26 protein-coding genes are annotated in these 22585 nt (G+C 51.8%); 13 read left to right on the top strand and 13 right to left on the bottom strand.

Annotated elements, in window-relative coordinates:
* Positions 1 to 18: 18 nt before the first annotated feature.
* Positions 19 to 867 carry a PRD domain-containing protein gene (locus KNP60_RS09820; RefSeq protein ID WP_034780531.1) on the top strand — a complete coding sequence of 283 codons (849 nt, stop codon included), beginning with the start codon at positions 19 to 21 and terminating at the stop codon, positions 865 to 867.
* Complete coding sequence (gene nagE / locus KNP60_RS09815) at positions 864 to 2351, top strand: N-acetylglucosamine-specific PTS transporter subunit IIBC (protein ID WP_034780529.1); 1488 nt, start codon at positions 864 to 866, stop codon at positions 2349 to 2351. The genes KNP60_RS09820 and nagE overlap by 4 nt, the downstream gene beginning before the upstream one ends.
* Positions 2352 to 2656: 305 nt before the next feature.
* On the opposite strand, the gene htpX is transcribed toward nagE, so the two are convergent.
* The gene (htpX, locus tag KNP60_RS09810) at positions 2657 to 3538 is read right to left on the bottom strand and encodes a zinc metalloprotease HtpX (protein ID WP_034780909.1); all 882 of its coding nucleotides are present in this window, start codon (positions 3536 to 3538) and stop codon (positions 2657 to 2659) included.
* Between the two features lie 21 nt (positions 3539 to 3559).
* Positions 3560 to 4108, bottom strand: coding sequence for a LemA family protein (locus tag KNP60_RS09805; RefSeq protein ID WP_034780526.1), 549 nt, complete (start codon positions 4106 to 4108; stop codon positions 3560 to 3562).
* Positions 4109 to 4246: 138 nt separating this feature from the next.
* Here KNP60_RS09805 and KNP60_RS09800 point away from each other — a divergent pair, with 138 nt between their 5' ends.
* A complete protein-coding gene (locus KNP60_RS09800; RefSeq protein ID WP_138860142.1) occupies positions 4247 to 4699 on the top strand; it encodes an NUDIX hydrolase in 453 nt (150 codons plus the stop codon).
* Positions 4690 to 5874, top strand: a complete 1185-nt coding sequence (locus KNP60_RS09795) for a M20 metallopeptidase family protein (protein ID WP_214797380.1) — start codon at positions 4690 to 4692, stop codon at positions 5872 to 5874. The genes KNP60_RS09800 and KNP60_RS09795 overlap by 10 nt, the downstream gene beginning before the upstream one ends.
* 10 nt (positions 5875 to 5884) lie before the next feature.
* Here the strand turns inward: KNP60_RS09795 and KNP60_RS09790 are convergent, their stop codons facing one another.
* From KNP60_RS09790 to KNP60_RS09770, 5 genes are all read right to left on the bottom strand, one after another.
* Positions 5885 to 7210 (bottom strand): hemolysin family protein, encoded by a 1326-nt coding sequence (locus KNP60_RS09790; protein WP_138860144.1) that lies wholly within the window; start codon positions 7208 to 7210, stop codon positions 5885 to 5887.
* A gap of 88 nt (positions 7211 to 7298) precedes the next feature.
* Positions 7299 to 7775: a DMT family transporter gene (locus tag KNP60_RS09785; RefSeq protein ID WP_131471707.1), complete on the bottom strand. Its 477-nt coding sequence runs from the start codon at positions 7773 to 7775 to the stop codon at positions 7299 to 7301.
* 11 nt (positions 7776 to 7786) lie between these two features.
* Complete coding sequence (locus tag KNP60_RS09780; RefSeq protein WP_084592951.1) at positions 7787 to 8458, bottom strand: Crp/Fnr family transcriptional regulator; 672 nt, start codon at positions 8456 to 8458, stop codon at positions 7787 to 7789.
* 11 nt (positions 8459 to 8469) lie between these two features.
* Entirely contained in the window at positions 8470 to 8895 is a 426-nt protein-coding gene (locus KNP60_RS09775) for a DMT family transporter (protein ID WP_214710743.1), read from the bottom strand.
* A gap of 109 nt (positions 8896 to 9004) precedes the next feature.
* Positions 9005 to 9664: a type 1 glutamine amidotransferase domain-containing protein gene (locus KNP60_RS09770; protein WP_034780515.1), complete on the bottom strand. Its 660-nt coding sequence runs from the start codon at positions 9662 to 9664 to the stop codon at positions 9005 to 9007.
* 373 nt (positions 9665 to 10037) lie between these two features.
* On the opposite strand from KNP60_RS09770, the gene KNP60_RS09765 reads away from it, so the two are divergent.
* Positions 10038 to 11144, top strand: a complete 1107-nt coding sequence (locus tag KNP60_RS09765) for a glycerol dehydrogenase (RefSeq protein WP_034780513.1) — start codon at positions 10038 to 10040, stop codon at positions 11142 to 11144.
* A 17-nt stretch (positions 11145 to 11161) separates the two neighbouring features.
* Here the strand turns inward: KNP60_RS09765 and KNP60_RS09760 are convergent, their stop codons facing one another.
* A complete protein-coding gene (locus tag KNP60_RS09760) occupies positions 11162 to 11632 on the bottom strand; it encodes a hypothetical protein (RefSeq protein ID WP_214797379.1) in 471 nt (156 codons plus the stop codon).
* Between the two features lie 61 nt (positions 11633 to 11693).
* A complete protein-coding gene (locus tag KNP60_RS09755) occupies positions 11694 to 11912 on the bottom strand; it encodes a hypothetical protein (RefSeq protein ID WP_034780509.1) in 219 nt (72 codons plus the stop codon).
* Positions 11913 to 12112: 200 nt separating this feature from the next.
* Between KNP60_RS09755 and KNP60_RS09750 the strand changes: the two genes are divergently transcribed.
* Positions 12113 to 12952, top strand: coding sequence for a M15 family metallopeptidase (locus KNP60_RS09750; protein WP_214754372.1), 840 nt, complete (start codon positions 12113 to 12115; stop codon positions 12950 to 12952).
* Positions 12953 to 13030: 78 nt separating this feature from the next.
* The gene (locus tag KNP60_RS09745) at positions 13031 to 13366 is read left to right on the top strand and encodes an antibiotic biosynthesis monooxygenase (protein WP_034780505.1); all 336 of its coding nucleotides are present in this window, start codon (positions 13031 to 13033) and stop codon (positions 13364 to 13366) included.
* Here KNP60_RS09745 and KNP60_RS09740 read toward each other — a convergent pair.
* Complete coding sequence (locus tag KNP60_RS09740) at positions 13349 to 14050, bottom strand: CBS domain-containing protein (protein ID WP_214754374.1); 702 nt, start codon at positions 14048 to 14050, stop codon at positions 13349 to 13351. The genes KNP60_RS09745 and KNP60_RS09740 overlap by 18 nt on opposite strands.
* A gap of 112 nt (positions 14051 to 14162) precedes the next feature.
* Between KNP60_RS09740 and KNP60_RS09735 the strand changes: the two genes are divergently transcribed.
* The gene (locus KNP60_RS09735) at positions 14163 to 14891 is read left to right on the top strand and encodes an AzlC family ABC transporter permease (protein WP_214709642.1); all 729 of its coding nucleotides are present in this window, start codon (positions 14163 to 14165) and stop codon (positions 14889 to 14891) included.
* Positions 14888 to 15190, top strand: a complete 303-nt coding sequence (locus KNP60_RS09730; RefSeq protein WP_138860152.1) for an AzlD domain-containing protein — start codon at positions 14888 to 14890, stop codon at positions 15188 to 15190. Before KNP60_RS09735 ends, KNP60_RS09730 begins: the two co-directional genes overlap by 4 nt.
* Before the next feature lie 38 nt (positions 15191 to 15228).
* Here KNP60_RS09730 and KNP60_RS09725 read toward each other — a convergent pair whose 3' ends face one another.
* Together KNP60_RS09725 and KNP60_RS09720 are read right to left on the bottom strand one after the other, a co-directional pair.
* Entirely contained in the window at positions 15229 to 16707 is a 1479-nt protein-coding gene (locus KNP60_RS09725) for an HD domain-containing phosphohydrolase (protein WP_214797378.1), read from the bottom strand.
* A 113-nt stretch (positions 16708 to 16820) separates the two neighbouring features.
* Positions 16821 to 18608 carry a mechanosensitive ion channel gene (locus tag KNP60_RS09720; protein WP_214797377.1) on the bottom strand — a complete coding sequence of 596 codons (1788 nt, stop codon included), beginning with the start codon at positions 18606 to 18608 and terminating at the stop codon, positions 16821 to 16823.
* A 226-nt stretch (positions 18609 to 18834) separates the two neighbouring features.
* Here KNP60_RS09720 and KNP60_RS09715 point away from each other — a divergent pair, with 226 nt between their 5' ends.
* From KNP60_RS09715 to KNP60_RS09700, 4 genes are all read left to right on the top strand, one after another.
* Positions 18835 to 19248 carry a methylglyoxal synthase gene (locus tag KNP60_RS09715; RefSeq protein WP_034780495.1) on the top strand — a complete coding sequence of 138 codons (414 nt, stop codon included), beginning with the start codon at positions 18835 to 18837 and terminating at the stop codon, positions 19246 to 19248.
* Entirely contained in the window at positions 19229 to 20152 is a 924-nt protein-coding gene (locus KNP60_RS09710) for a hypothetical protein (RefSeq protein WP_233005141.1), read from the top strand. Before KNP60_RS09715 ends, KNP60_RS09710 begins: the two co-directional genes overlap by 20 nt.
* A gap of 113 nt (positions 20153 to 20265) precedes the next feature.
* Positions 20266 to 20781, top strand: coding sequence for a YflT domain-containing protein (locus KNP60_RS09705; RefSeq protein ID WP_214797376.1), 516 nt, complete (start codon positions 20266 to 20268; stop codon positions 20779 to 20781).
* 13 nt (positions 20782 to 20794) lie between these two features.
* Positions 20795 to 21568 (top strand): YflT domain-containing protein, encoded by a 774-nt coding sequence (locus KNP60_RS09700; RefSeq protein ID WP_214797375.1) that lies wholly within the window; start codon positions 20795 to 20797, stop codon positions 21566 to 21568.
* Positions 21569 to 21614: 46 nt separating this feature from the next.
* On the opposite strand, the gene KNP60_RS09695 is transcribed toward KNP60_RS09700, so the two are convergent.
* The gene (locus KNP60_RS09695; RefSeq protein WP_034780487.1) at positions 21615 to 22577 is read right to left on the bottom strand and encodes a 2-hydroxyacid dehydrogenase; all 963 of its coding nucleotides are present in this window, start codon (positions 22575 to 22577) and stop codon (positions 21615 to 21617) included.
* Between the last annotated feature and the right edge of the window lie 8 nt (positions 22578 to 22585).

Raw genomic sequence — 22585 nt, 5'->3', positions numbered from 1 at the left:
TCCTCGTTAGGAGGACACATGTTAAAAATTAAAAAGATTTTAAACAACAACGCGGTCATCGTCTCGGACGAGGGCGAAGAGAAGATCGCCATCGGACCAGGCGTCGCGTTCAAGAAGGCTCGCAACGATATCGTCAATCCGCATAAGGTGGAAAAGCTGTTCGTCATGTCGGAGAATGATAAGTTTCAACAACTGCTGACACGGATTCCGATTGAGCACTTCACGATTTCAGAAGAAATCATTTCGCATGCGGAAAAACGGCTCGAGACGACGTTCAACGAACACATCCATATCGTGCTCACCGATCATATCTCGTTTGCCATCGAGCGCGAGCAAGAAGGCATCTCGCTTCGCAACAAGCTGTTGAATGAGATTAAGATTTTATATCGCAACGAATACGAAATCGGGTTATGGGCGCTTCACCTCATCGAGGACAAACTCGGCGTGAAGATGCCGAAAGATGAGGCGGCCTTCATCGCGCTGCACATCCATACACTAAAAGTGAAGGGAGGTGATTTACGCAAGACGGTCAAACAGACGACAATCGTACGTGACATGATTCAATCGATTTCGAGACGACTCGATCTATCTATAGAAGAAGATGACTTATCCTATCAACGCTTATTAACTCATTTACGATTCGTCATGGATCGGGTCAACCATTACGATCACCATACGATCGACGAAGATATGCTTCTCATGATTCAAACGAAGTTCTCGTCGGCCTATGCATGTGCGTCTGACGTCGCCAACGAAATGGAAGACTTATACGGCATCGTCTTGCCCGAATCAGAGCTTGGTTACATCACGCTCCACATTCAACGCCTGCAAGATCAACACCATCAAAAAGGAGGACATTCACAATGATGAACTTTTTACAACGTCTCGGACGTTCCCTCATGTTGCCGGTTGCGGTACTTCCTGCAGCGGCCATTCTCATGGGAATCGGTTACTGGATCGACCCGGTCGGCTGGGGTTCTGAAAACATCGCCGCCGCATTCTTGATCAAAGCCGGTTCAGCAATCATCGATAACATTCCAATTCTCTTCGCAGTCGGGGTCGCCCTCGGTATGGCGAAAAACCGTGACGGCTCAGCCGCTCTAAGCGGACTTGTCGCCTTCCTCACGGTCACGACACTCTTGTCTTCGGCAACGGTCGCCTTGTTCCAAGGTGTCGACGTCGAAGCCGTCAACCCAGCGTTCGGTAAGATTGCCAACGCGTTCGTCGGTATCTTGTCAGGTATCGTCGCCGCTCAAATGTACAACCGCTTCAGTCATGTGAAACTTCCAGACGCGCTCGCCTTCTTTAGTGGGAAGCGTCTCGTGCCAATCATGACGGCATTCTCGATGATCCTCGTCTCGGTCGCCCTTTACTTCGTCTGGCCGGTCGTGTACACAGGACTCGTCGGATTTGGGGAAACGATCTCTAAAATGGGTGCAATCGGGGCAGGCCTTTACGGCTTCTTCAACCGTCTGTTAATCCCAACTGGTCTTCACCACGCCTTGAACTCGGTATTCTGGTTCGATGTGGCCGGCATTAACGATATCGGTAACTTCTGGTCAGGTGAAGGTGTGAAAGGGATTACTGGACGCTATCAAGCCGGGTTCTTCCCGATTATGATGTTCGGTCTTCCGGCAGCAGCCCTCGCCATGTACCATACAGCGAAAACAAAACGTAAAAAACAAGCGGCCTCGCTCCTTCTCGCCGCAGCGTTCGCATCGTTCTTCACAGGTGTCACGGAACCGCTCGAATTCTCGTTCATGTTCCTCGCACCAGTTCTCTACCTCGTCCACGCGGTCTTGACAGGAGTTTCCCTCTTCATCGCGGCGACGTTCCAATGGACGGCCGGATTCGGCTTCAGCGCCGGTCTTGTCGACTTTGTCCTCAGCTCACGGTTACCGCTCGCGAACCAGCCGTACATGTTGCTCGTTCAAGGTCTCGTCTTCGGTGCCATCTACTACGTCATCTTCCGCTTCATGATCGTCAAGCTCAACTTGGCAACGCCAGGCCGTGAGTCAGACGAAGCTGTTGACGCGGTCGCAACGGAAACTGCTCCTGAAGGCGAAACAAAAACGGCTCCAGTCGCTGCCGGCGGTCAATATTCAGCGATGGCAGCGATGATTTACGATGGTCTCGGTGGCGATCAAAACGTCACAGGCATCGAGTCATGCGTCACGCGCCTCCGCGTCGATGTGAAAGACATGGATACGGTCGACCAAGCCCAAATCAAGAAAGCGGGCATCCCTGGTATCAAGGTTGTCAGCCCGAACCACATTCAAGTCATCGTCGGAACGAACGTCCAATTCGTCCTCGAAGAGATTGAAAAACTCCGGAGCCATCGCGCCGGGTAACTGACGAAAGCCACCTCGCGCACGAGGTGGCTTTTTGCCGTCTTGGCTCATATGTTAACAAAATTGTCGTTCACTCAGCTCTTCTTTTTGACTGACATCAACATGAGCGAAACCGTGATGGAATAAATCAATAAAAATAGGACAATGCCTAACTCGAGTGCCGACTCAAACATGGAATCTCCTCCATTTCATCCTCTTTTTACTATCATTCCCATTTAATATTGATACAAACTGGATTTGCGAAATGAGTTGGTCCTATTCACGTACAAAAAAGCCCTCTTCTAAAAAGAGGACCTTCGTATAGGCTACATACTGCGAAGTCTGGCAATCCGTTCAGCCGGGTTCGGGTGCGTCGAGAACAGACCGCTCAGCTTTTTCTTAAGCGGGTCTGAAAAGTAAAGCGACGCCGAGGCACGAGAGGCTTCCTTCACCGGTGTTTGGATATTCGCGATTTTCTCTAGCGCCGACGCGAGCGCATCCGGATTACGCGTCAACTCGGCCCCGCTCGCATCCGCCAAAAACTCGCGATTTCGCGAGATGGCCAAGTTGACGAGCGTGGCGATGAGCGGCGCAAGAATCAATAACACCAGCCCGACGATCATAAAAATCGGATTTTGGTTGTTGTCGCGGCGTCCACCGACACTTCGGAAGAAGAGCATCCGTGAGCCGATATCACTCATGATGGCGATGACCGAGACGAGGGCGAGCGTCACTGTCGCCAATCGCACATCGTAATTTTTAATATGGGCGACTTCATGGGCGATGACGCCTTCGACTTCTTCTCGCGTCAACTGATCGAGCAGTCCGGTCGTCACGGCGACGGCCGCTTTCTCTGGTTTCAGGCCGGTCGCGAACGCATTCGGTGACGCATCATTGATGATAAAGATGCGCGGCATCGGGACACGCGCGACCATGGCCATGTTCTCAACCGTGTGCCACAGAAATCGGTGCTGGTCGACCGAGGTGATTTCTTGGGCATGGTTCATCTTCATGACGATGTTCGTGCTCGACATGATGACAATCCCGATATAAAACAACGAGAACACCGGAGTGAAGATGAGGCCTGGGAGCGGGTCACCATAGTTCAAATATGAGATGACCACTCCAACGGCCAAGACGAGCAGGACGAATCCGGCCACGATGAACACGGTTTTGATTTTATTTTTACGAATTTGTTCATACAGGATCATCGTCGCCACCCCAATCCATTAGAATGAGACACGCACGTTTTCGCGTTCTTCCTCACGTGCTTCGAGCATGTCGCGTTTTTCGAAATTATGGACGGAGGCGATGATGTTCGTCGGGACCGATTCGACTTTCGTGTTATATTTCATGACCGTATTGTTATATAACTGCCGTGAATAGGCGACTTTATTCTCCGTCTGCGTCAATTCTTCTTGGAGCATCTTAAAATTCTCGTTCGCTTTCAAATCTGGGTATGCCTCCCGAAGCGCGAACAAATTCTTCAATGCGCCGCTCAATTGATCGTTCACTTCCATCTGTTCTTGACGGCTCGTCTTCGAACCGAGTTGATTCCGTAACTCAACAACTTTTGCGAGCGTCTCTTGCTCATGCTTGGCATAGCCTTTTACCGTTTCGACCAAGTTCGGAATCAAATCGTAACGCCGTTTCAGCTGCACATCAATCTGTGCCCACGCCTCGTCGACCCAGTTCCGATATTTGACGAGTCCGTTGTACATCGAAAAATAGATGAACGCCAAGACAACGATGATACCGATTGCGATAATCCAACCCATTTCGACACCTCATTTCATGATTTTCTCCTGTATTAATTCCCTTTTGTCGTATACCATAAGCATAACTTAGGGAATATGTAGAAAATGATTCATATATGCTGTGGGTTCTCTCACGAATTCATACAAAGGAGTGTCATCATGTCCGTTCCTACCATCGTTGTTGCCGTGAAAGCGGTGATTGTGCAAGACGACCACATGCTCATCATCAAACGAGCTGATGATGACGAGGTCAATCCCGGCACGTGGGAACTCGTCGGAGGCAAACTCGACTTTGGCGAGTCGCTCGAACACGCTCTTGAACGGGAAGTGTTCGAAGAGGCCGGTTTGCATGTGGCGGTCCAGCAATTGTTGTACGCCACGACGTTTTTGACCGCCCCGGATCGTCAAGTCGTCATCATGACGTACTTGGCTCACCCGGTCGCGACGACCGTCACCCTCTCCGAGGAGCACAGTGATGCCAGATGGGTGACGGCTGACGAAGCGCAAACCTTATTACATCGTCCGATTCTCGACGATTTGAATTCACACGACGTATGGACCTTGCTTCAACCAAAAATGATCAACGGACAGGAGTGTAAATCATGCTTGTGACTGACCTCGATTCACGCTTGACTGAGCTATACGACGAGATGGTGACGCTCCGCCGCCACTTCCATCAACATCCCGAACTTTCATTCGAAGAACGAGAGACACCTCGGACGATTGCAGCTTATTTGCGCGACCTCGGCCTCGATGTGCGCGAACATGTCGGTGGCAACGGTGTTGTCGCACGCATTCATGGCGGCGAAGGCCCGACCATCGCGTTTCGGGCCGACTTTGACGCCTTGCCGATTCAAGATTTAAAGGACGTCCCGTACCGCTCGAAAGTAAATGGCTCGATGCACGCTTGCGGTCATGATGCGCATACGGCGACGTTGCTCGTCCTTGCGAAAGCACTCACGGAAATCGACCTTCCGGGAGATGTCGTCCTCATTCACCAGTTCGCGGAAGAACTCGCGCCAGGTGGGGCCAAACCGATGATCGAAGATGGATGTCTTGACGGTGTCGATTATATTTACGGCTCTCATATTTGGACCCCGCTTCCATACGGGACGATTGGTGTGAAGACGGGACCGATCATGGCCGCGGCTGATCGCTTCGAACTGACCGTCAAAGGCAAAGGTGGTCACGGGGCCATCCCGCAACACACGGTCGATGCCGTCATGGTCGGAACGAATATCGTCAGCCAGTTGCAACAAGTCATCAGTCGTCGCATCGACCCGCTCGAACCGGCCGTCTTAACTGTCGGCACGTTCGTTGCCGGTCAGGCATTCAACGTCATCGCCGATGAAGCGAAGCTGTCTGGCACGGTACGGACGTTCACACCGGAGACGCAAACACGCATCATCGCCGAGATGGAGCGGACTATCGCCCATATCTGTTCGGCGAGCGAAGCGCACTACGAGCTCGACTATATCCGGGGCTACCCCGCCGTGATCAACCATCCCATCGAGACCGATCACGTCCGTCGCAGCGCCGCTCGCGTCGTTGGCACCGATGGCGTCATCGAGATGTCCCCGCTCATGGTCGGAGAAGATTTTGCCTATTATATGCAACACGTACCGGGCAGCTTCTTCTTCACCGGAGCCGGTAACCCGGAAGTCGGTGCCGTCTTCCCTCATCATCATCCCCGCTTCGATGTGGACGAACGGGCGATGCTTCATACCGCCCGCGTCCTCATGCAGGCGGCATTCGAGACATGGAACGCGCCTAAAAAAGAAGACTGACGCCGCGGCGTCAGTCTTCTTTTGTTTGTTCAGGCAACATCGATACGAGCACTTGGTCAACACGTTTGCCGTCCATATCGACGACCTCGAATCGAAGACCATATGCTTCGACAACGTCTCCCCGTTTCGGGAAATCGCCGAGCGCATAAATAACAAGTCCGGCAAGAGTATGATACGAGTTACGCCCTTCATCAAAACGATTGTCTCGAATTCCGAACGTCCGCTTCAAATCCTCAATCCCGAGCAAACCATCGGCCAAGTACGAACCGTCTTCACGGCGCACGACTTCCGGTGTTTCTTCTTCAATCATCACTTCGCCGACGATTTCTTCTAGAATATCGAACAATGTGACCATCCCGAGGAATCCGCCGTACTCATCGAGCACGAAGGCGATTTCGACGCCATTCTTTTGCATCATCTGCAACACTTGGCTCGCTTCTCGCTGTTTTGGGACGATGAGTGGTTGTTTGATTCGCTTCAAAATTTGTGAGGGCTCCCGAAGCGTCGATAATGTCAAAATGTCACGGACATCGATATAACCGACGAACTCGTCGAGCGTATCGCGCCCGACCGGGAGTTTATTGTGTTTACTCTCATAAATCGATTTCTTGATATCGTCCATATCGTCTTCAAGGTCGACCCATTCCAGCGTCGTCCGCGGTTGCATCAATTCATAAATCAGCTGGTCATGGAACGCAAACACACGCTCGACCTGCTGCACTTCCTCGTGTGCGAATGCCCCTTGCTGGGCTCCTTCGAACAAGAGTTGCTTGATTTCGAGCTCGGTCTCACCACTCGACTGCTCCGCTTTCAGGCCAAGCAATTTGAAAAGGAAAAGTGTCGACTTCGACAAAATCCAAATAAATGGTCGCATCACTTTACTAAATAAGTCGAGTGCCGGAATGATCGCCATCGTGACTTTTTCCGGAGCCACGAGCGCAATCCGTTTCGGCACGAGCTCACCGATGATGAGCGACAAATACGTAATAATCGTGACGACGACGACGTAACCGACGGTCGGTGCGTACTGGGGACTCATGCCAAGATTGGCGAACACATCGGCGAGCGGCGCCGAGAAACGCGCACCCCCGTAAGCCCCGTTGATGATACCGATCAACGTGATTCCGACTTGGACCGTCGATAACAGGTCGGTCGGATCTTTTGAATACTTGAGTGCGATTTCGGCACTGCGTTTACCACGGCTCGCCTCGACTTCAAGTTTGGCCGGTTTGGACGAGATCAGTGCGATTTCCGTCATCGCGAAAATCCCGTTCAACACGATCAAGAATAAAACGATCAGTAAATCGATCACTATGGAAGAATCCACTGTTTTCATCACCTCTGCGTATATTTCGTACTACAATCTCATCATATCAAAGATTTGTTATTCACCTGTACCCGTTTCACTCAAGAAAAAAGCCCCTTCAACGTGAAGTGGCTTCGGGTGCGGCTTCCTGATGCAGGGCCGCCGCTTGAGATTGTTTGAAGACGATGACGCCTAAGAGCAACACCATCAACCCGATGACCTGCCCTGGGGACAGTGACAACTGTTGCATCCCGAACGCTCCCGTTAAGTCGACGGCGAGCGCCCATATCAACTGAGATACGAGAATGATGGACACCGATAGCGTCGGTCCGAGCAATTGAATGCTTCGCATCACACAGAAGACGACACCGACCCCGAGCAACCCACCGAGCGCGTATATCGGCGAGATTTCGAATACGCCGTGAACATTACCACCGAACAAAGCGAGTGGGACGAGCGATCCAAGCAAGCCGACGATGAAGACGAGCACCGTTGTCGCCCATGCCCCCAGATGGGCGTTCATTTTGGCATTGACTGCAGCTTGTACACTAATGAATGCGCCGGCTACCGCCGAACAGATGATTCCTACTATCATGAGTTGCCTCCTTATTCGTACAACATGCCATTGGCACGTTCTTTTAATCGAGTCGCATCTAAAATCGTTACTTTTGTCCGCGTCTTTTCGACGAGTCCTTCATCCGCGAACGATTGTAACGTCCGATTCAAATGACGATAACTCGTCCCGAGCCATTCCGCCACTTCTTTTCGTTTCAACTGACTCATCTCGTCTTGGAACAAGTCGTTCCCTGATTCGCTGAGCGAGACGAGATATCCCGCCAATCGTTCTTCGAGTGTCGACATGAGATGGTTCGACGAGGCATTCGCCTCGATGAACAGTTTCTCAGATACGCCGCGCAGAAGATGCTCCGTGAACTCGATCGTTCGGTTATGCGTGCGGAGCACATCAAACGGCACGCGCAGACAGGTTACTGCCCCGACGGCCTCGACCGTGTGGAGTACGTTGCGTCCGCTGGCGTATTCGATATCCCCAATCAATGTCGGGGCCATCTTTAAACGGAGCAAGCGCAACTTGCCTTCCTCGCTCAACGTATAGATTTTGACACGCCCTTCTAACACGACGAAGAGAGACTCGATCGGGTTATCGTTCGTGCAGAGCATCGCTCCGGACGGATACGTCACAATCGTCGATGCCTCTAATGTTTGTTCCGAGAACAGGTGGGCCCACCCGAGTCGTTCTAGTGCTGCCTCTACTTTCATCCGTCTCCCCCTTACGTGAACGTGTAAATGCCAATCCCGGCGACCATCAAGGCAAGTCCTGTGAGCTGACCTTGGTTGAGCGGTTTCCGTTTCACACCAAACCATCCGTTCACATCAATCAAAAACGCCCCGATCAATTGGGCGACGAGCAAGACGCAGATCGCCCAAGTCACACCGAGCTGTTGAATAGCGGTCAGTTCTCCGAAAACGACAAACACCCCGAACAGACCACCCAAGCTATAGTACCAAGGTACGCGCCGAAACGCCGTCATGTCTGCATCCCGCTTGAACGCATAAATGAGAAGAGCAAGTACAAGACCAATGAGGTGAACGACCGTGACCGACATCCAAGCACCGACCGCGTAGCCGAGCTTGGCATTAAAGATCCCTTGCAATGCGATGAACGTGCCCGAAAGCACGGCAAATAACAGACCCATCCGATTTCCTCCTATCTCCTCGTCTGACTTTACGTGAGATGAGAAGGCTTGAAAAGGACATATGTCCGAAAAAAAGACAACTTAGGAGTAACCTAAGCTGTCTGTGGGATTATCCGAGCAATTTGACGATTTCTGCTCCGACTTGTTCTGAAGATTGCGGATTTTGTCCGGTAACGAGACGTTCGTCGACCGTTACGTTGACAGCCCAGTTGTCTGCGCCATCAAATTTTCCACCGCGCTCGCGCATCGCCGATTCAAGGAGGAAAGGTACCGCTGAGTCAAGCTGCATCTCGCGTTCCTCGGCATCCGTGAATCCTGTCACGCGCTTGTCTTTGACGAGCGGATCTCCGTTGCTCAAATTAACGTTGACGAGTCCAATCGGTCCATGACAGACGGCCGCGACGACGTTTCCGCCTTCATACGTATCACGGATGACACGCTGTAACGTTTCACTGTTCGGGAAATCAACGACCGTACCGTGTCCTCCCGGAAGGAAGACTGCGTCATACGTGTCATCGGCCACTTGATCGAGTCGCGCCGTATCTTTCAACAGGTGCTTCGTGTCCAACACCTCTTGCGGCAAATCGCCTTCTAGGCTGTTCGCATCGATTGGCACGTCTCCACCTTCGATGCTCGCTACTGTGACTTTATAACCTTGTTTCTCGAATTGAAGATACGGTGCAGCAAACTCCTCGAGCCAAAGCCCTGTCGCGTGACCGTTCTCCAGTTGATTCGCAGAAGTCGTGACAATCAGTACATGTTTAGACATTGCAAATTCCTCCTTCTAAATTAAGCATACGAAAGAGTTGTTCCCGCTGTGAGTTCATTCAAACCTTGGAACCCGTAACGCTACTCTTTTTTTGACCCGGTCCTATTTTTAGAACGGCAGAAATCCATCCACCATCTATACTGGTCTCATCAGCTGGCAGGAGGGAACGACCGTGATGAAGCATGTACTCGACTGGGGATTTCTTGCCGTCGTCGCTTTGATTGTGTTACTCGTGATTATTGGTGGGTTGTGAAGAAAGCCCAAAGCAGTTTCACCGAGATGTCACATGTAGGACTGTTTGAAGGAGGGGCTGTATCGGGAACAAACCTACTGTTGTCCTGTCGTCACTGTTACTTTAGAAAGGATGTTGAATATGTCAGAACGCGTATTTATCAGTCCGGCCAAGTACGTGCAAGGAAAAAATACAATCGATCGCATCGGGGAGCACGTTAGCCATTTTGGATCACAGGCTCTCTTGATTGCCGATGACATCGTCTGGCGCTTGATTGGGGAACGGGTGACCGATTCACTCAAGTCGAGCGGCGTGAACGCAGAAAAGGCCGATTTTGTCGGGGAAGCGTCCCGTCACGAGATTGAACGGATCGCCAAAGCAGCAGCAGAGAGCCATACTGCTTTCGTCATCGGAATGGGCGGCGGAAAAACGCTCGACACGGCGAAAGCTGTCGCCGACGAACTCGATGCCCGCATCGTCATCGTCCCGACCATCGCCTCAACGGATGCCCCGACGAGCGCCTTGTCCGTCATCTATACGGATGAAGGAAACTTTGAAAGCTATCGCTTCTATAAAAAGAATCCGGATTTGGTCCTCGTCGATACGAAATTGATCGCCGAGGCCCCGGCCCGATTCCTCGCCTCGGGGATTGCCGATGCGCTCGCGACATGGGTCGAAGTCCGGAGCGTCCTCGCCTTCGGTGGCAAAACGATGGCGGGTGGTGTCCCGACGATTGCGGCGGAAGCCATCGCCAAACGCTGCGAAGAGGTGCTATTCGATTACGGAATCCCTGCTTATGAATCGGTGAAGGCCAAAGTCGTCACTCCGGCACTCGAGTCCGTCGTCGAGGCGAATACACTTCTAAGTGGTCTCGGTTTTGAAAGCGGCGGGCTCGCAGCGGCCCACGCCATTCATAACGGCTTCACCGCCCTCCACGGAGACATCCACCATTTGACGCACGGGGAAAAAGTCGCGTTCGGCACACTCGTCCAACTTGCGCTCGAAGGCCGAACGCAGGAAGAGTTCGACCGCTACGTCGCCTTGTATATGGCGCTCGAGTTGCCGGTCACACTCGAAGACGTGAAGTTGAAAGACGCTTCCCGTGAAGACATCCTAAAAGTCGGTCAAGCGGCAACGGCGGAAGGTGAGACGATTCATAGTGGGTTCGATGTGACCGCTGAACAAGTGGCCGATGCCATCATCGCGGCCGACCGGTACGCTCGTCTCTATCAAAACAAATTGCAGTGAACAAGAACGAGGAACGGCTAGTTGAGCCGTTCCTCGTTCGTTTGTTTTCGCGTGACGAAGGAAAACGTTACCCCGATTGCCATGCAACTGACCGTCAAGACGAAAAACGTCAATTGGTTCGCATAAATGATGTTCGTGAACTGGTTCCATCCTGATGCGTACGCCGCATTCTCAGAAGCACGGATTCCAGCCCGGAGCGAAGCCGCTTGACCGGCGTTGATATATAGACCGATTCCAGCCATCACGAGGCTCCCGGCTAAAAGACCGACTCGTCCCAGGCGATGAACTGATTCGACCGCACGCCGAGCAAGCCGAATCGTAATCCAGATGAACAACAGGACGAACGGCCAACCGATGAGCAAGACGAGCACGTAGGGATTCCCTTCACCCGCCGTTTCTGTATAGGCGGCAGTCATCGTCTCGCCGAGTTTGAATAATACAAACGTTATGAGCGTGATGATGAACCACGCCTTGATCAATTTCTCCATGACAACACCTCACCCCCAGTATAACAAAAAAACACCATGCGCTTTCGCACACGGTGTCAGGTCAGGCTTTCGGACGGACTGCATAGTAGATCAAGATGACGAGCCACGTCCAAACGCCGGTGAAGATCCCGATAATCCCGACGATAAAGAACCCGAGCGGCATCATCGATTTCGTCCGATCATAGTCTTTCCACATGTTCGATAACCCTTTGATGTTGAAATACAAAAAGGCGAAGAACAAGACGAGCAACAATAACGGTAAACCAAAAATGAGTTCCATACGCTCACTCCTTTCTAGTCTCAACCATTCTCTTACATCCAGTGTACTACTTCCTGCTCTCCATCACATCGGGCTCGCGCAGTACAGAAAGCAGGTCAAGAGGCGGAGACAGTCCTGTTCACTATTCCCTAATTTCTCTTCTTTTCATCCCCTTAAAAACCGGGAAAAGAAGACTATCCAGCAAAAAGGGGGTCTTTCCTGTGAAGCTCATCCGTGTACTCCTCGTCCTGTTGCTCGTCTTCCCCACCACGTCCACCTTTGCCGCGACGCCTTCACCTCAGCCAGGCTATACCATCAAGACGACGAAATTGTATTGGCGGGCGATGCAATCGTCTCCGGTCGCCAAGACGCTTTTGACCAATACGCCTGTCCGCTACACGACCTACAACCGAAGCTGGTCGAACGTCTACATCAATGGCACACGCTACTACACTCCGTCTAGTAATTTGAAAGCCGGGATCCCAAAACTTACGGCTACAGAACGGCTTCGACTCGTCAATAAACAACACGGACTATCGAGCACGTATCGCTCTCGTCAACTCGTCACGTTGACCATCCCGACCGTCTATACAAAAGGAAGCGAGCGCACCCTCATGGCCGCTGAAGCCGCTCACGCCCTCGCTCGTCTCTATTATGCCGGTCGAAAAGAAGGACATACGCTGTATGCGCTCAGCGCCTATCGCTCCTATGCCACGCAAAAATCGCTTTACACGTATTGGGTCAATACCCGCGGCACGGCATACGCCTCAAAATATGTCGCCCGTCCCGGCCATAGCGAACATCAGACCGGACTCGCCGTCGATATGACGAGTGCGCGGATGCGGATGGGGCTCTATGCCTCGTTCGACCAAACCCCTGAAGGAAAATGGATGCTCCAACAGGCACACCGTTACGGGTTCATCGTTCGCTATCCGAAAGGCAAAGAGAAAATCACCGGCTACAATTATGAACCGTGGCATCTTCGTTATGTCGGTGTAAAAGAAGCGACGATAATCAAACAACAAAACTGGACGTTCGAGGACTGGTGGGCGAAACGTTGACGCGAGCATCTCGAGCGATTCATTGAATGCGTTCAAGGTATAATGGACGCGTACGATATCGCAGAGGAGGACATGTGCATGTGGATTGTCATGAACAAACTAGACGTTGAAAAAGGGAAAGTCGCTGCGGTCACGGCCCGTTTCCAGACGACGAAAGGCATCGAGTCGATGGATGGGTTCGTTCGGATGCAAGTGTTGACCGATACGTCGGACGAGACGAAAGATCAAGTCGTCATCATGACGACGTGGCGCGATGCGGCGAGCTTCGAAAATTGGCGTGATAGCGGAGCGTATAAACATGCCCATAAAAAACGGGACGACGGCACTTCTGAAGTGAAGCCCATCGTCCTTGGAAACACGGTCACCCAATATGAGGTCGCCATCGAGCACGGCGCCTCAACCGATGACGTATAAAATATCTTGCGGCCGGATGATCCCGAGCAAAGGTTCATCTTCTTGTCCTGTCTCGGTAATCAATAAGGCATCGAGCCGGACCCCGTCTTTCATGTTGATGAAATGATGATGCGCCTCGATGACCGACGTCTCTTTCGCGATAAACCGATACCGTCGCAGGTGCGGGTCGTGATGGAGCACGTGCTTGACCTGCACGCCTTCGAGTGACACACGAGGCCCGTCGACCGTTTCGGCGAGCCAACTGGTCACTCCTTTTTTCGTCAATAATCCGCGCCACGACCCGTCATGATTATAGACCGGGAACTGCGAGTAGTTCTTATCCCGAATCTCACCGAGCACGTCGACCAACGAGTCGTCGGCGTCGAACGTCGTCACGATTTTACGGAACATCGGAATGACTTGACGCGGGTGAAGCAACTCCCGTTCGACTTCAAGAATCAACTTGACAATCGATTCATGCGGTTCGGCGATAATGAAATCCGGCTCACGCCGCTCGTGAACGATGGCGTTGCGCAACTGACTCATCTGATGTAAATCTTCTTTATAGCGTTCGATAATGGGATTATGTTTGGCGAGACGATTGACCATGTTGCTGAAACTGAAATGCTGGCCGTCCCCCATCTCGCGACTCAAATGATCCTCGATCCGGTGATACGATGCGATAAATTCTTCTGCACGACTCATATATTCACACTCCTTATCGCCTATATATACCCTATTTTTTTCGGGTTCGAGCAGGAAAGCGTGACCCAATCTCGAATCCACAACTAATCATCTCTGAAATGGAGGGGGTCTCATGGCAACTCCGGTCTCACAAATGACACCGATCCCGAATAAGGACGCCTTCCGTTCCGGCATGCGGGCCGGTATACCGGTCGCTGTCGGCTATATCCCGATTGCCATCGCTTTCGGGCTGCTTGCGAAATCATTCGATATGCCAAACGTCATCACGCTCGCCATGTCATTATTCATTTTTGCCGGCGCCAGTCAATTTATTGGCGTCCAACTGATCATGGCCGGTTCGATGTATTGGGAGATTATCTTGACGACGTTCATCCTGAACTTACGGCACTTCCTCATGTCGGCGTCGTTGTCCCAGCGTCTCGAGACGACCTCGAATCGATTTCTGGCCGCCATCGCGTTCGGCGTGACCGACGAGACGTTCAGTGTCGCCTCGACGCGTGACGAATCGACGCGCGGCCACTTTGTGCTCGGGCTAAACCTAATCGCCTTCTTGGCTTGGAACGTCGGAACATGGATTGGCGTCTTTCTCGCCTTCGGCTTGCCCGCCTCGGTCCAAGCGAGTATGGGCATCGCCTTGTACGCCATGTTCATCGGCCTACTCGTCCCATCCCTTACCCGCAAACCGGTCATCGTCGTGGCTGCAATCGCCGTCTTGACTCAAGCCATTCTCTACTTCGGCGTCTCTCCATTCATCCCGCTGTCGTCCGGCTTGAGCATCATCTTGGCCACGATTGTCGCCGCTGGAGCCGGAGCCTTGCTGTATAAGGAGGACGAAACATGATCAGCCTCTTGTTGCTCGTCCTTGCCATGGCGCTCGTCACATATATCCCGCGACTCGTGCCGCTGCTTTGGCTCCGGGACTTGAAATTACCTCCGCTCTTGAAGCGGTTTTTACTCTTCACGCCTTATGCGGTGCTCGCCAGTCTCATTTTCCCGGGCATCCTGCAGGCAACGACCAGTCTTACGTCAGCTTTAGCGGGTGGGGTGGTCGCCGCAACGCTCGCATTCCTTCGGGTCAACTTGATGCTCGTCGTCATCGGCGGCATCGTCGGGGTGTATCTCATTGAAACGTTCCTTTAACAAACAGGTCCGCCCAATTGTGGGGCGGACCTGTTTGTTTAAGCAGAGATGGCCTGACGTCGTAACCTAATGAATACATCGACGAACGCCGGATCCCACTGTGTACCGCGACCGCTCTCTAAAATCGATAGAGCCTTCTCGACTGGCATCCCGTCCCGATATGGACGGTCAGAGGTCATAGCGTCATATGCGTCGGCGATTGCCATGATACGACCGAAGAGCGGAATCTCCTCTCCGACCAATCGATCCGGATATCCGCGCCCATCAATCCGTTCATGATGGGACCGGACACCTGCCAATATCGGTTGTAACGCAGCCGGTAGAGAAATTTGATTCAAAATATGAATTCCGATGGTCGGGTGTTCTTGAATTTGCGCGAACTCATGATCCGTCAGCTTCCCTTCCTTCAACAACACATCGTCACGGATACCAATCTTCCCGATATCATGGAGTAGCGCCGATTTGCGGAGCAGCTCGATTTGTCCGGTCGGCAACTGGAGCGCCTGTGCCAACTCGACAGAATAGGCGGCGACTCGCTCGGAATGCCCGGCCGTATACGAATCCCGGGCATCGAGTGTTGCAGCGAACAAGACGAACAGACTGTTCAACAGTTGCTCGTTTTCCGCATCTCGATACGTGACGTTCGTGACCATCTGATTAAAGCCCGTGACGAGTTGGGCGAACTCATCCGAGTAAGGGTTGTCAATCTGATTCAATCGTCCGGCATCTAACGCGGCGACCCCTTCGGTTAATGCACTGATCGGACGTTTGATGTTGTCATACAGCAAAAAGCTGCTAAACGTCGCGACCCCGATGATAACGACTAAAATCACAGCCGCCCACTGCCAGTATGCATCGACCTGATTGACAGTCGACAGTTGCACCCCTGACGCGAGGATGAACAATGCGACCGGGAACACACCGATGACGAGCATGCTGATCAATAGTTTCGTCCGGACGCTAATGGAGCGATACGTCGCTTGGAGCGGCCGCCCGTACAAGTTTCCGCTCATCTCCTGCAACTGAAGCAACAACGGTTCAACCGAGCGATAGGTCAAAAAGAATTCAATCAACGCATGCAAGATGGCGATTAAAATAGCACCGAACGCCGCCAAGCCAATCAACCGATACGGCAAGTCAATCCACCCTTGTTCGATGGCGAGTGCCGTCATACTCATCGCCGGCACGGACAAGCCGAACAAATGCGGACCGAGAATCCGTTTCACCGTCAACGTAGGAAAGTGACTCGTTTGATCGAACGCCTGTTGAAGCTCCTCATACGTTGGTGTCTCTGTTTGAAACACACGACGGATCGGCCGGATGTGACGTCGATAAAGGAGCAGTTCAAGCCCAATCATCATCATCCCGGACAGCCCCATGATAGCCAAGAGGATGAGCATCTCCGTCTTGGATAAATCGAGCGTCTGAAAGATGAACAGCCCCCCGACACCGAACACGGCGATGCCTGAACCCCATATGTAATTCATGATTAATGTGTATTGAAATCGTTGAAACATCTTCGCCTCACTCCTGCCTTTTCGTCGACCTCTTTCTTATTATATCGACAAAAGTGACACTTTTTTACAGAAATACAAAAACGGGCCCCTTTTTAGGGACCCGTCCTTCACCGTTACGGACGACGTGGACCTTCGTTGTCATCAAGTGAACGATTGTCTTGATCTGGTGTGATGTTGTCATGGAACGGGTTCGGTTCTGGACCGTCCACGTTCGTCACATCAGATTGTGAGGCTTGCGGACGATTCGTTTCACGTTTCAACTCTTGTTTCGTTTGATCCGCTTCACGCTTCGACTGCTCCATGCCTTGTTTCGCCTGTCGCTTCGCAGCCTCGGCTTCTTGGTTCATTTGGGCTTTTTCTTGCTCGAGACCTTCTTTTGACACTTCTGTCTCATCGATTCGCTTCTCAGCTTTCTTCAAGTAGCGAGCTGCTGTCTCACGTCCGCCGAGACCGAAGGCAAGGCCGAAGGCGAGCGCAACTGCACCAAGGATGAGCAAGAATGCCGTATTGACGATCATTGGCGCAATGCCAAGTTGGCTGATGGCCATGAAGAAGGCGATTCCAAGAATCGCGTACTTCGCGACGTGGCGCAGGACGCTCGGTTGGCCAGCTCCATCTACGAGCACACTCCCGACGAGACGCTCTGCCATGTTCGCGAGCCAGAAACCGACCGCCAAGATGACGATGGCAGCGATGACCATTGGCAAGTATGCGAAGATTGCTGTCGCGAGCGAAGCCATAAAGTCGAGGTTTGCGACTTGAAGGGCTTCCGATACGAACAACAAGATGATGATGATTTGAACGATTGTTCCGATCACTTGTGCGATCGATGTCGATGACGACGAGCGACCACCGAGACCCATCTTACTAGCGAGTGAGTTGACGCCTAAGTTCTCAAGGAGAGACACGACGACGCCTTTCAACCATTTAGCAAGGAAGACACCTGCGAGAATCAAGACGATGGCCACGATGATATTTGGAATCATTGCCAAGACGTCGTTGAGCATCGAGATGGCTGGATCCGAGATTCCGCGAATATCGAGCGCTTCAAGCGCTGAAATCGTGACCGGGATCATAATCAAGATGAAGACGATCGTACCGACCACTTTCGCGAGACTTGACCCTTTTACGTAGTCTGACAAGTGCAATTTTTCAGCGAAGCGGTTAAGACCTGCTGCTTCCAAGAACTTCGTCAAGATGTCACGGACGATTTTCGCAACGATATAACCAATCGCGAAGATGAGTGCAGCCGCGACAAGTTTCGGAATGAAGGCGAGGAAACTGTTCAACAAGTCTTCAAACGGTCCGCTGATGCCTTGCAACCCAAGCGCATCAAGCACCGCCGGAAGAGCTAACAATAAGACGAGGTAGAAGACGATATTGGCGACCGTGTCGACCCATTTCGTCTGATTGACGCTCGTCGACTCTTGGCCCGTCTTCTCCATCAACTTGTTCAAGTTGAGGCGATGACCCGCCATTTGAATACCTTTTTTCAAGAGCGTCGCGATAATCCATGCGACGAGCAAGATGAGACCTGCTTTGATGACCCCTGTGATCAACCCAGAGAAGCCAGCATAGATTTGACTGAACGGTTGTGTGATAGCTGGTACGTTCATGAATTCGAAGATGATTAAAAATGCGAGAAGCAATACGCCGAAGAAGACGACTTTCCCGATGATCCGCTCAGGCGTCCATCGTTTCTCCTCTTTACCCGGTTTTCCAGGTTCCCCTTCTGGTTTGACACCGACACGATCGTCGAGGCGTGCTTTGCGAAGCGCTTTGCGCGTCACGTTTTCTAGAACTTTCGCCAAAATGAATCCGACGACAAGAATGAGCAATGCGAGCAAAAGCTCAGGCAGCCATGACATGAACGTGTTGAAATTATAAGTAGTATCGTTCATCTAACATCTTCCTCCCATCTCTTTTTAAAAATGATTTCATTTATTTGACTCTTTGTATAAATACCAACATTTTCATCTACCTAAACCTTGCCATTTCCTATTTCCCGATAAAGACTTGATGGGAAAACAGCTTTTTCAGAAAGCATTCTTAAAGAAAGAAGGCGTGTCTTTCTAGGTCAAATGTGATACGAATTAAAAGAAGAAGTCTTTTTGAGGAGGAAGTAAGATGAACATCGCCCTAATTGCCCATGACAAGAAGAAAGATGATTTAATCGTACTTGTGAAAGCCTACGCTCATGTCTTGGAAAAACACCATCTGTTCGCCACTGGCACGACCGGTAAGCGCATTGCCGAGGCGACCGGATTGCCCGTCCATTGCTTTCAGTCGGGCCCGCTCGGCGGAGACCAAGAAATCGGTGCCGCCGTCGCCCGGGGTGAGATGGACATGATTATTTTCTTCCGTGACCCATTGACGGCTCAACCGCACGAACCTGATGTGAGTGCCTTGATGCGTCTCTGTGATGTCTATTCCATCCCTTTGGCCACTAATATGGGTGGAAGTGAGATTCTCATCCGCAGTATCGAGCAAGGCGATTTTGAATCGCTGACCTTGACCCATAATGACAAACCACCTGTATGAACAACTTATCAAGAAGAAGAGAGGAATTTTTCTGAAACCACACGTATCGAACGACCCGGTCGTTCAACAGTTTTACGATCAAGTCCGTACGCATTTAAACGACCTATTAGATGACAAGCAGCAAGCCGATCGCTTGCTCGACAGTTTAGCCGGCTATATTCAACAGGCGGAAAAGAACGGGCAGCCTCTCGAAGGACTCACGAAACAAAACCCGCACGACTATGCTCGATTTTTAATTGAACAACCGGCGACAAACGAGGAGTACCAACGTCGCTACCATATGATGATTGAGGCGACGGATGAATTGAAACCTCATGAGAAAGCGCAGGCGAATCGGGAATTCGATTGGGCGATTGAGCGGCTCAACGAAGTTCAAGTCAAGCTCCAGGATGTCGAGATGCGTGATGTCTCCTTTTTAGCCTATACGAAAATTGAGGCAATCAAGTCATCTCGTCGCGTCTGGAATCAATTCGGTTGGCTACTCGGTATGATTTTGGCATTCGCCTACGCCAACTTATTGCTTGTGATGGATGATGTGTTCAGTCTGCGCTTGTTCACGGCACCCGCTACGCCTTACCCGCTCGATTATTTCGGCTTCGTCCTCCCTGTTCTATTGACTGGTGCCATCTTTGGCCTATTGACGCGTTTCCGTCACCACTTCCAAACGCTAGGACGACGGATTGTCTTCGCATTGCTCATCATAGCCTTGTACGTCGGTTTCGTGTTATTGACCCAGCCCATCTTGTTCGCACTCGGATGGTCGTTCTTGATTCAATTGACACCTGTGTATGCGCTCATCCTGCTTGCGATCAGCGGATTCATGGCCATGTGGACATTGGTCGAGTTCGTCTGGAAGAACACGCGGTGCCACCTCGGCAATGAGACGTTAATGATTTATTATTGATCACGCCATTCTCTCTAGGAGATGGCGTTTTTTGTTTGAACCTTTGCTAGAACGGAAATTACTAATAGCGTGACGTCAATTAAAAAATGAAACGAAATCGAAGGAGGCACAACATGTCGGATCGCAAAATTATTGGGTTGTTCCATGACGAGCAAGAAGTAATGGATAAGGTGAACGAACTCAAACAAGCTGGGGAAGCAGAGAAAAACATGCATGTCGTGGCCAAGCGGGACGGGGAAATTTCCGCCTTGCGCTACCATACCGATGTGAACGCCGAATCGGGGATTCGTGATGTCAACTGGCTGGACCGTGTGAAAGCGTTCCTTCACGGCAGTGACCGCATTCGTGATGAATTGCGGAACATGGGACTCAGTGATGCGGAGGCTGAAGAGTATTATACGTCGATCGATGCCGGCAAATTATTGCTTTACATCGATAAACACTCATACGAACGCTATCCGAATATGTATAAGAAAGATAGTGAACTCGACCATGATAAAGGGGAAGAAGCGGATGGCATCGCCTTCGACGCGAAGCCATTCAATGATCACGACGAAGAACCTCGCGGTACGAAAGAGGACCCGATCGTCCGCGGACATTCCGGTCTAGAAGACCACCGTCGATTATAAGGAGGAAACGAAGATGAGTGAGAAACGGTTTATCAGCATGTATGACACACAGGACGCGGCACTCGGAAAAGTCGAGGAGTTGCGTGCGAAGGGCTATAAAGACTCAGACATCTATGTCGTCGCCAAACATGAAGATAACGTCTCGATTTTGCGTCGTCAAACGGACGTCCATACCGAAGCAGCACACCACGCCGGCTGGTTTGATAAGGTACGGGCTTTCTTGAGCGGACATGAGGACGTCCATGCCGGACTTCGCAATATGGGCTTGAGCGAAGACGAGGTGAAGCGCCACTACAGCGATGTCGAGGCTGGAAAGATTTTAATCTATGTGGATGAAGATTTCGAGCGTCGTCATAATGAAGGGCTGACGATCGATTCGTCACCTTATACCGACTCGAGACACGATACGAGTCACCAAGGCCACCATACGGCCGATGGGCTTGAAATCGATTCGACGCCGTATAATGATCCGAAATCTGACACGACCCGTTCGACCCGCTCAGATCATCACACGTCCGATGGTGTGGAGATTGATTCGGAGCCATATAATGACCCGAAACATCGTGACGCGAACCGGGACGATCGCCATACGTCTGATGGTGTAGAAATCGATTCGAAACCGTTCAACGAATCGACGGCCGACAATCCGAACCGGGCCGTCGACCCCGAGCAGGACAAATTGGATAAAAAATCCGAGTTGACTGACCGTGAGAACAAGTTGCGTGGACTCGATGACCGGGCCCTCCGAAACGATTACGAAGATCCAGACAATATCCGCCGTTTCTAATCAAAATGCAACAAGGACCTGACCACAACCCGGTCAGGTCCTTGTTTTACGTTAATCGGTTTTTCGGCTCTTCTCCTTCGAGCACGTTCACGATGGCTTCCCGATTGAGCGCCATCATGGCAAGCCTTGTCTTGATGGAGGCGCTGCCGATATGCGGCAACGTCGTCACGTTCGGGAGCGTCAAGAGTGGATGGTCCATCGCCACCGGTTCTTTAGCGAACACATCAAGTCCCGCCGCCCAAATCCGCCGTTCCTTCAGTGCTTCATAGAGCGCCGTCTCATCGATAATCTCGCCACGAGCGACGTTGATGAAGACCGCTGTCTCTTTCATTTTCGCGAACTGGTCTGCGCCTAACATCCCACGTGTCTCTTCGGTGAGCGGCGCGAGGACGACGACGAAGTCGGACTGTTCGAGCAACTCGTCGAGTTCCGCATAGACGAAGCCATACATCGATTCCGATTCATGGCGACGCGTCCGATTATGGTACAACACATCCATGTCGAAGCCGCGGGCCCGACGTGCGACCGCTTCCCCGATTCGACCCATGCCGATGATCCCGAGTTTGGCCCGGTACAAGTCCATCCCGACGTAACCCATCGGCGTCCACGATTTCCATTCGCCGTCTCGTAAATCGCGTTCTGCTTCCCCGAGCCGACGTGCCGTCATCATCATCAATCCGAATGCGAGATCGGCCGTCGTCTCTGTCAACACGTCCGGCGTGTTCGTCACGACGATGCCGCGTTCCTTGGCCGCTCCAATATCGATATTGTTATAGCCAACCGCCAAGTTCGAGATGACTTCGAGTTGCGAGGCCTGTTCAATCACTTCCCGGTCGATTGTATCACTGAGCATCGTCCAGAGCGCATGCGCTGACGCCGCTTCTTTCAACAAGACGTCGCGCGGGACGCTCTTCGCTTCTTCTTCCCACATGCGGACCTCGTACTTGTCTCGCAGTGGCGCCACTGCTTCTTCCGGTAACCGTCTCGTAATGTAAATGCGTTTCTTCATTCCGTCTC

The organism is Exiguobacterium sp. s5 (assembly GCF_018618075.1).
Taxonomy (GTDB): Bacteria; Bacillota; Bacilli; order Exiguobacteriales; family Exiguobacteriaceae; genus Exiguobacterium; species Exiguobacterium mexicanum_A.
Note: the sequence above shows the minus strand (reverse complement) of the source record. Positions and strands in the feature narration are given on the sequence as shown.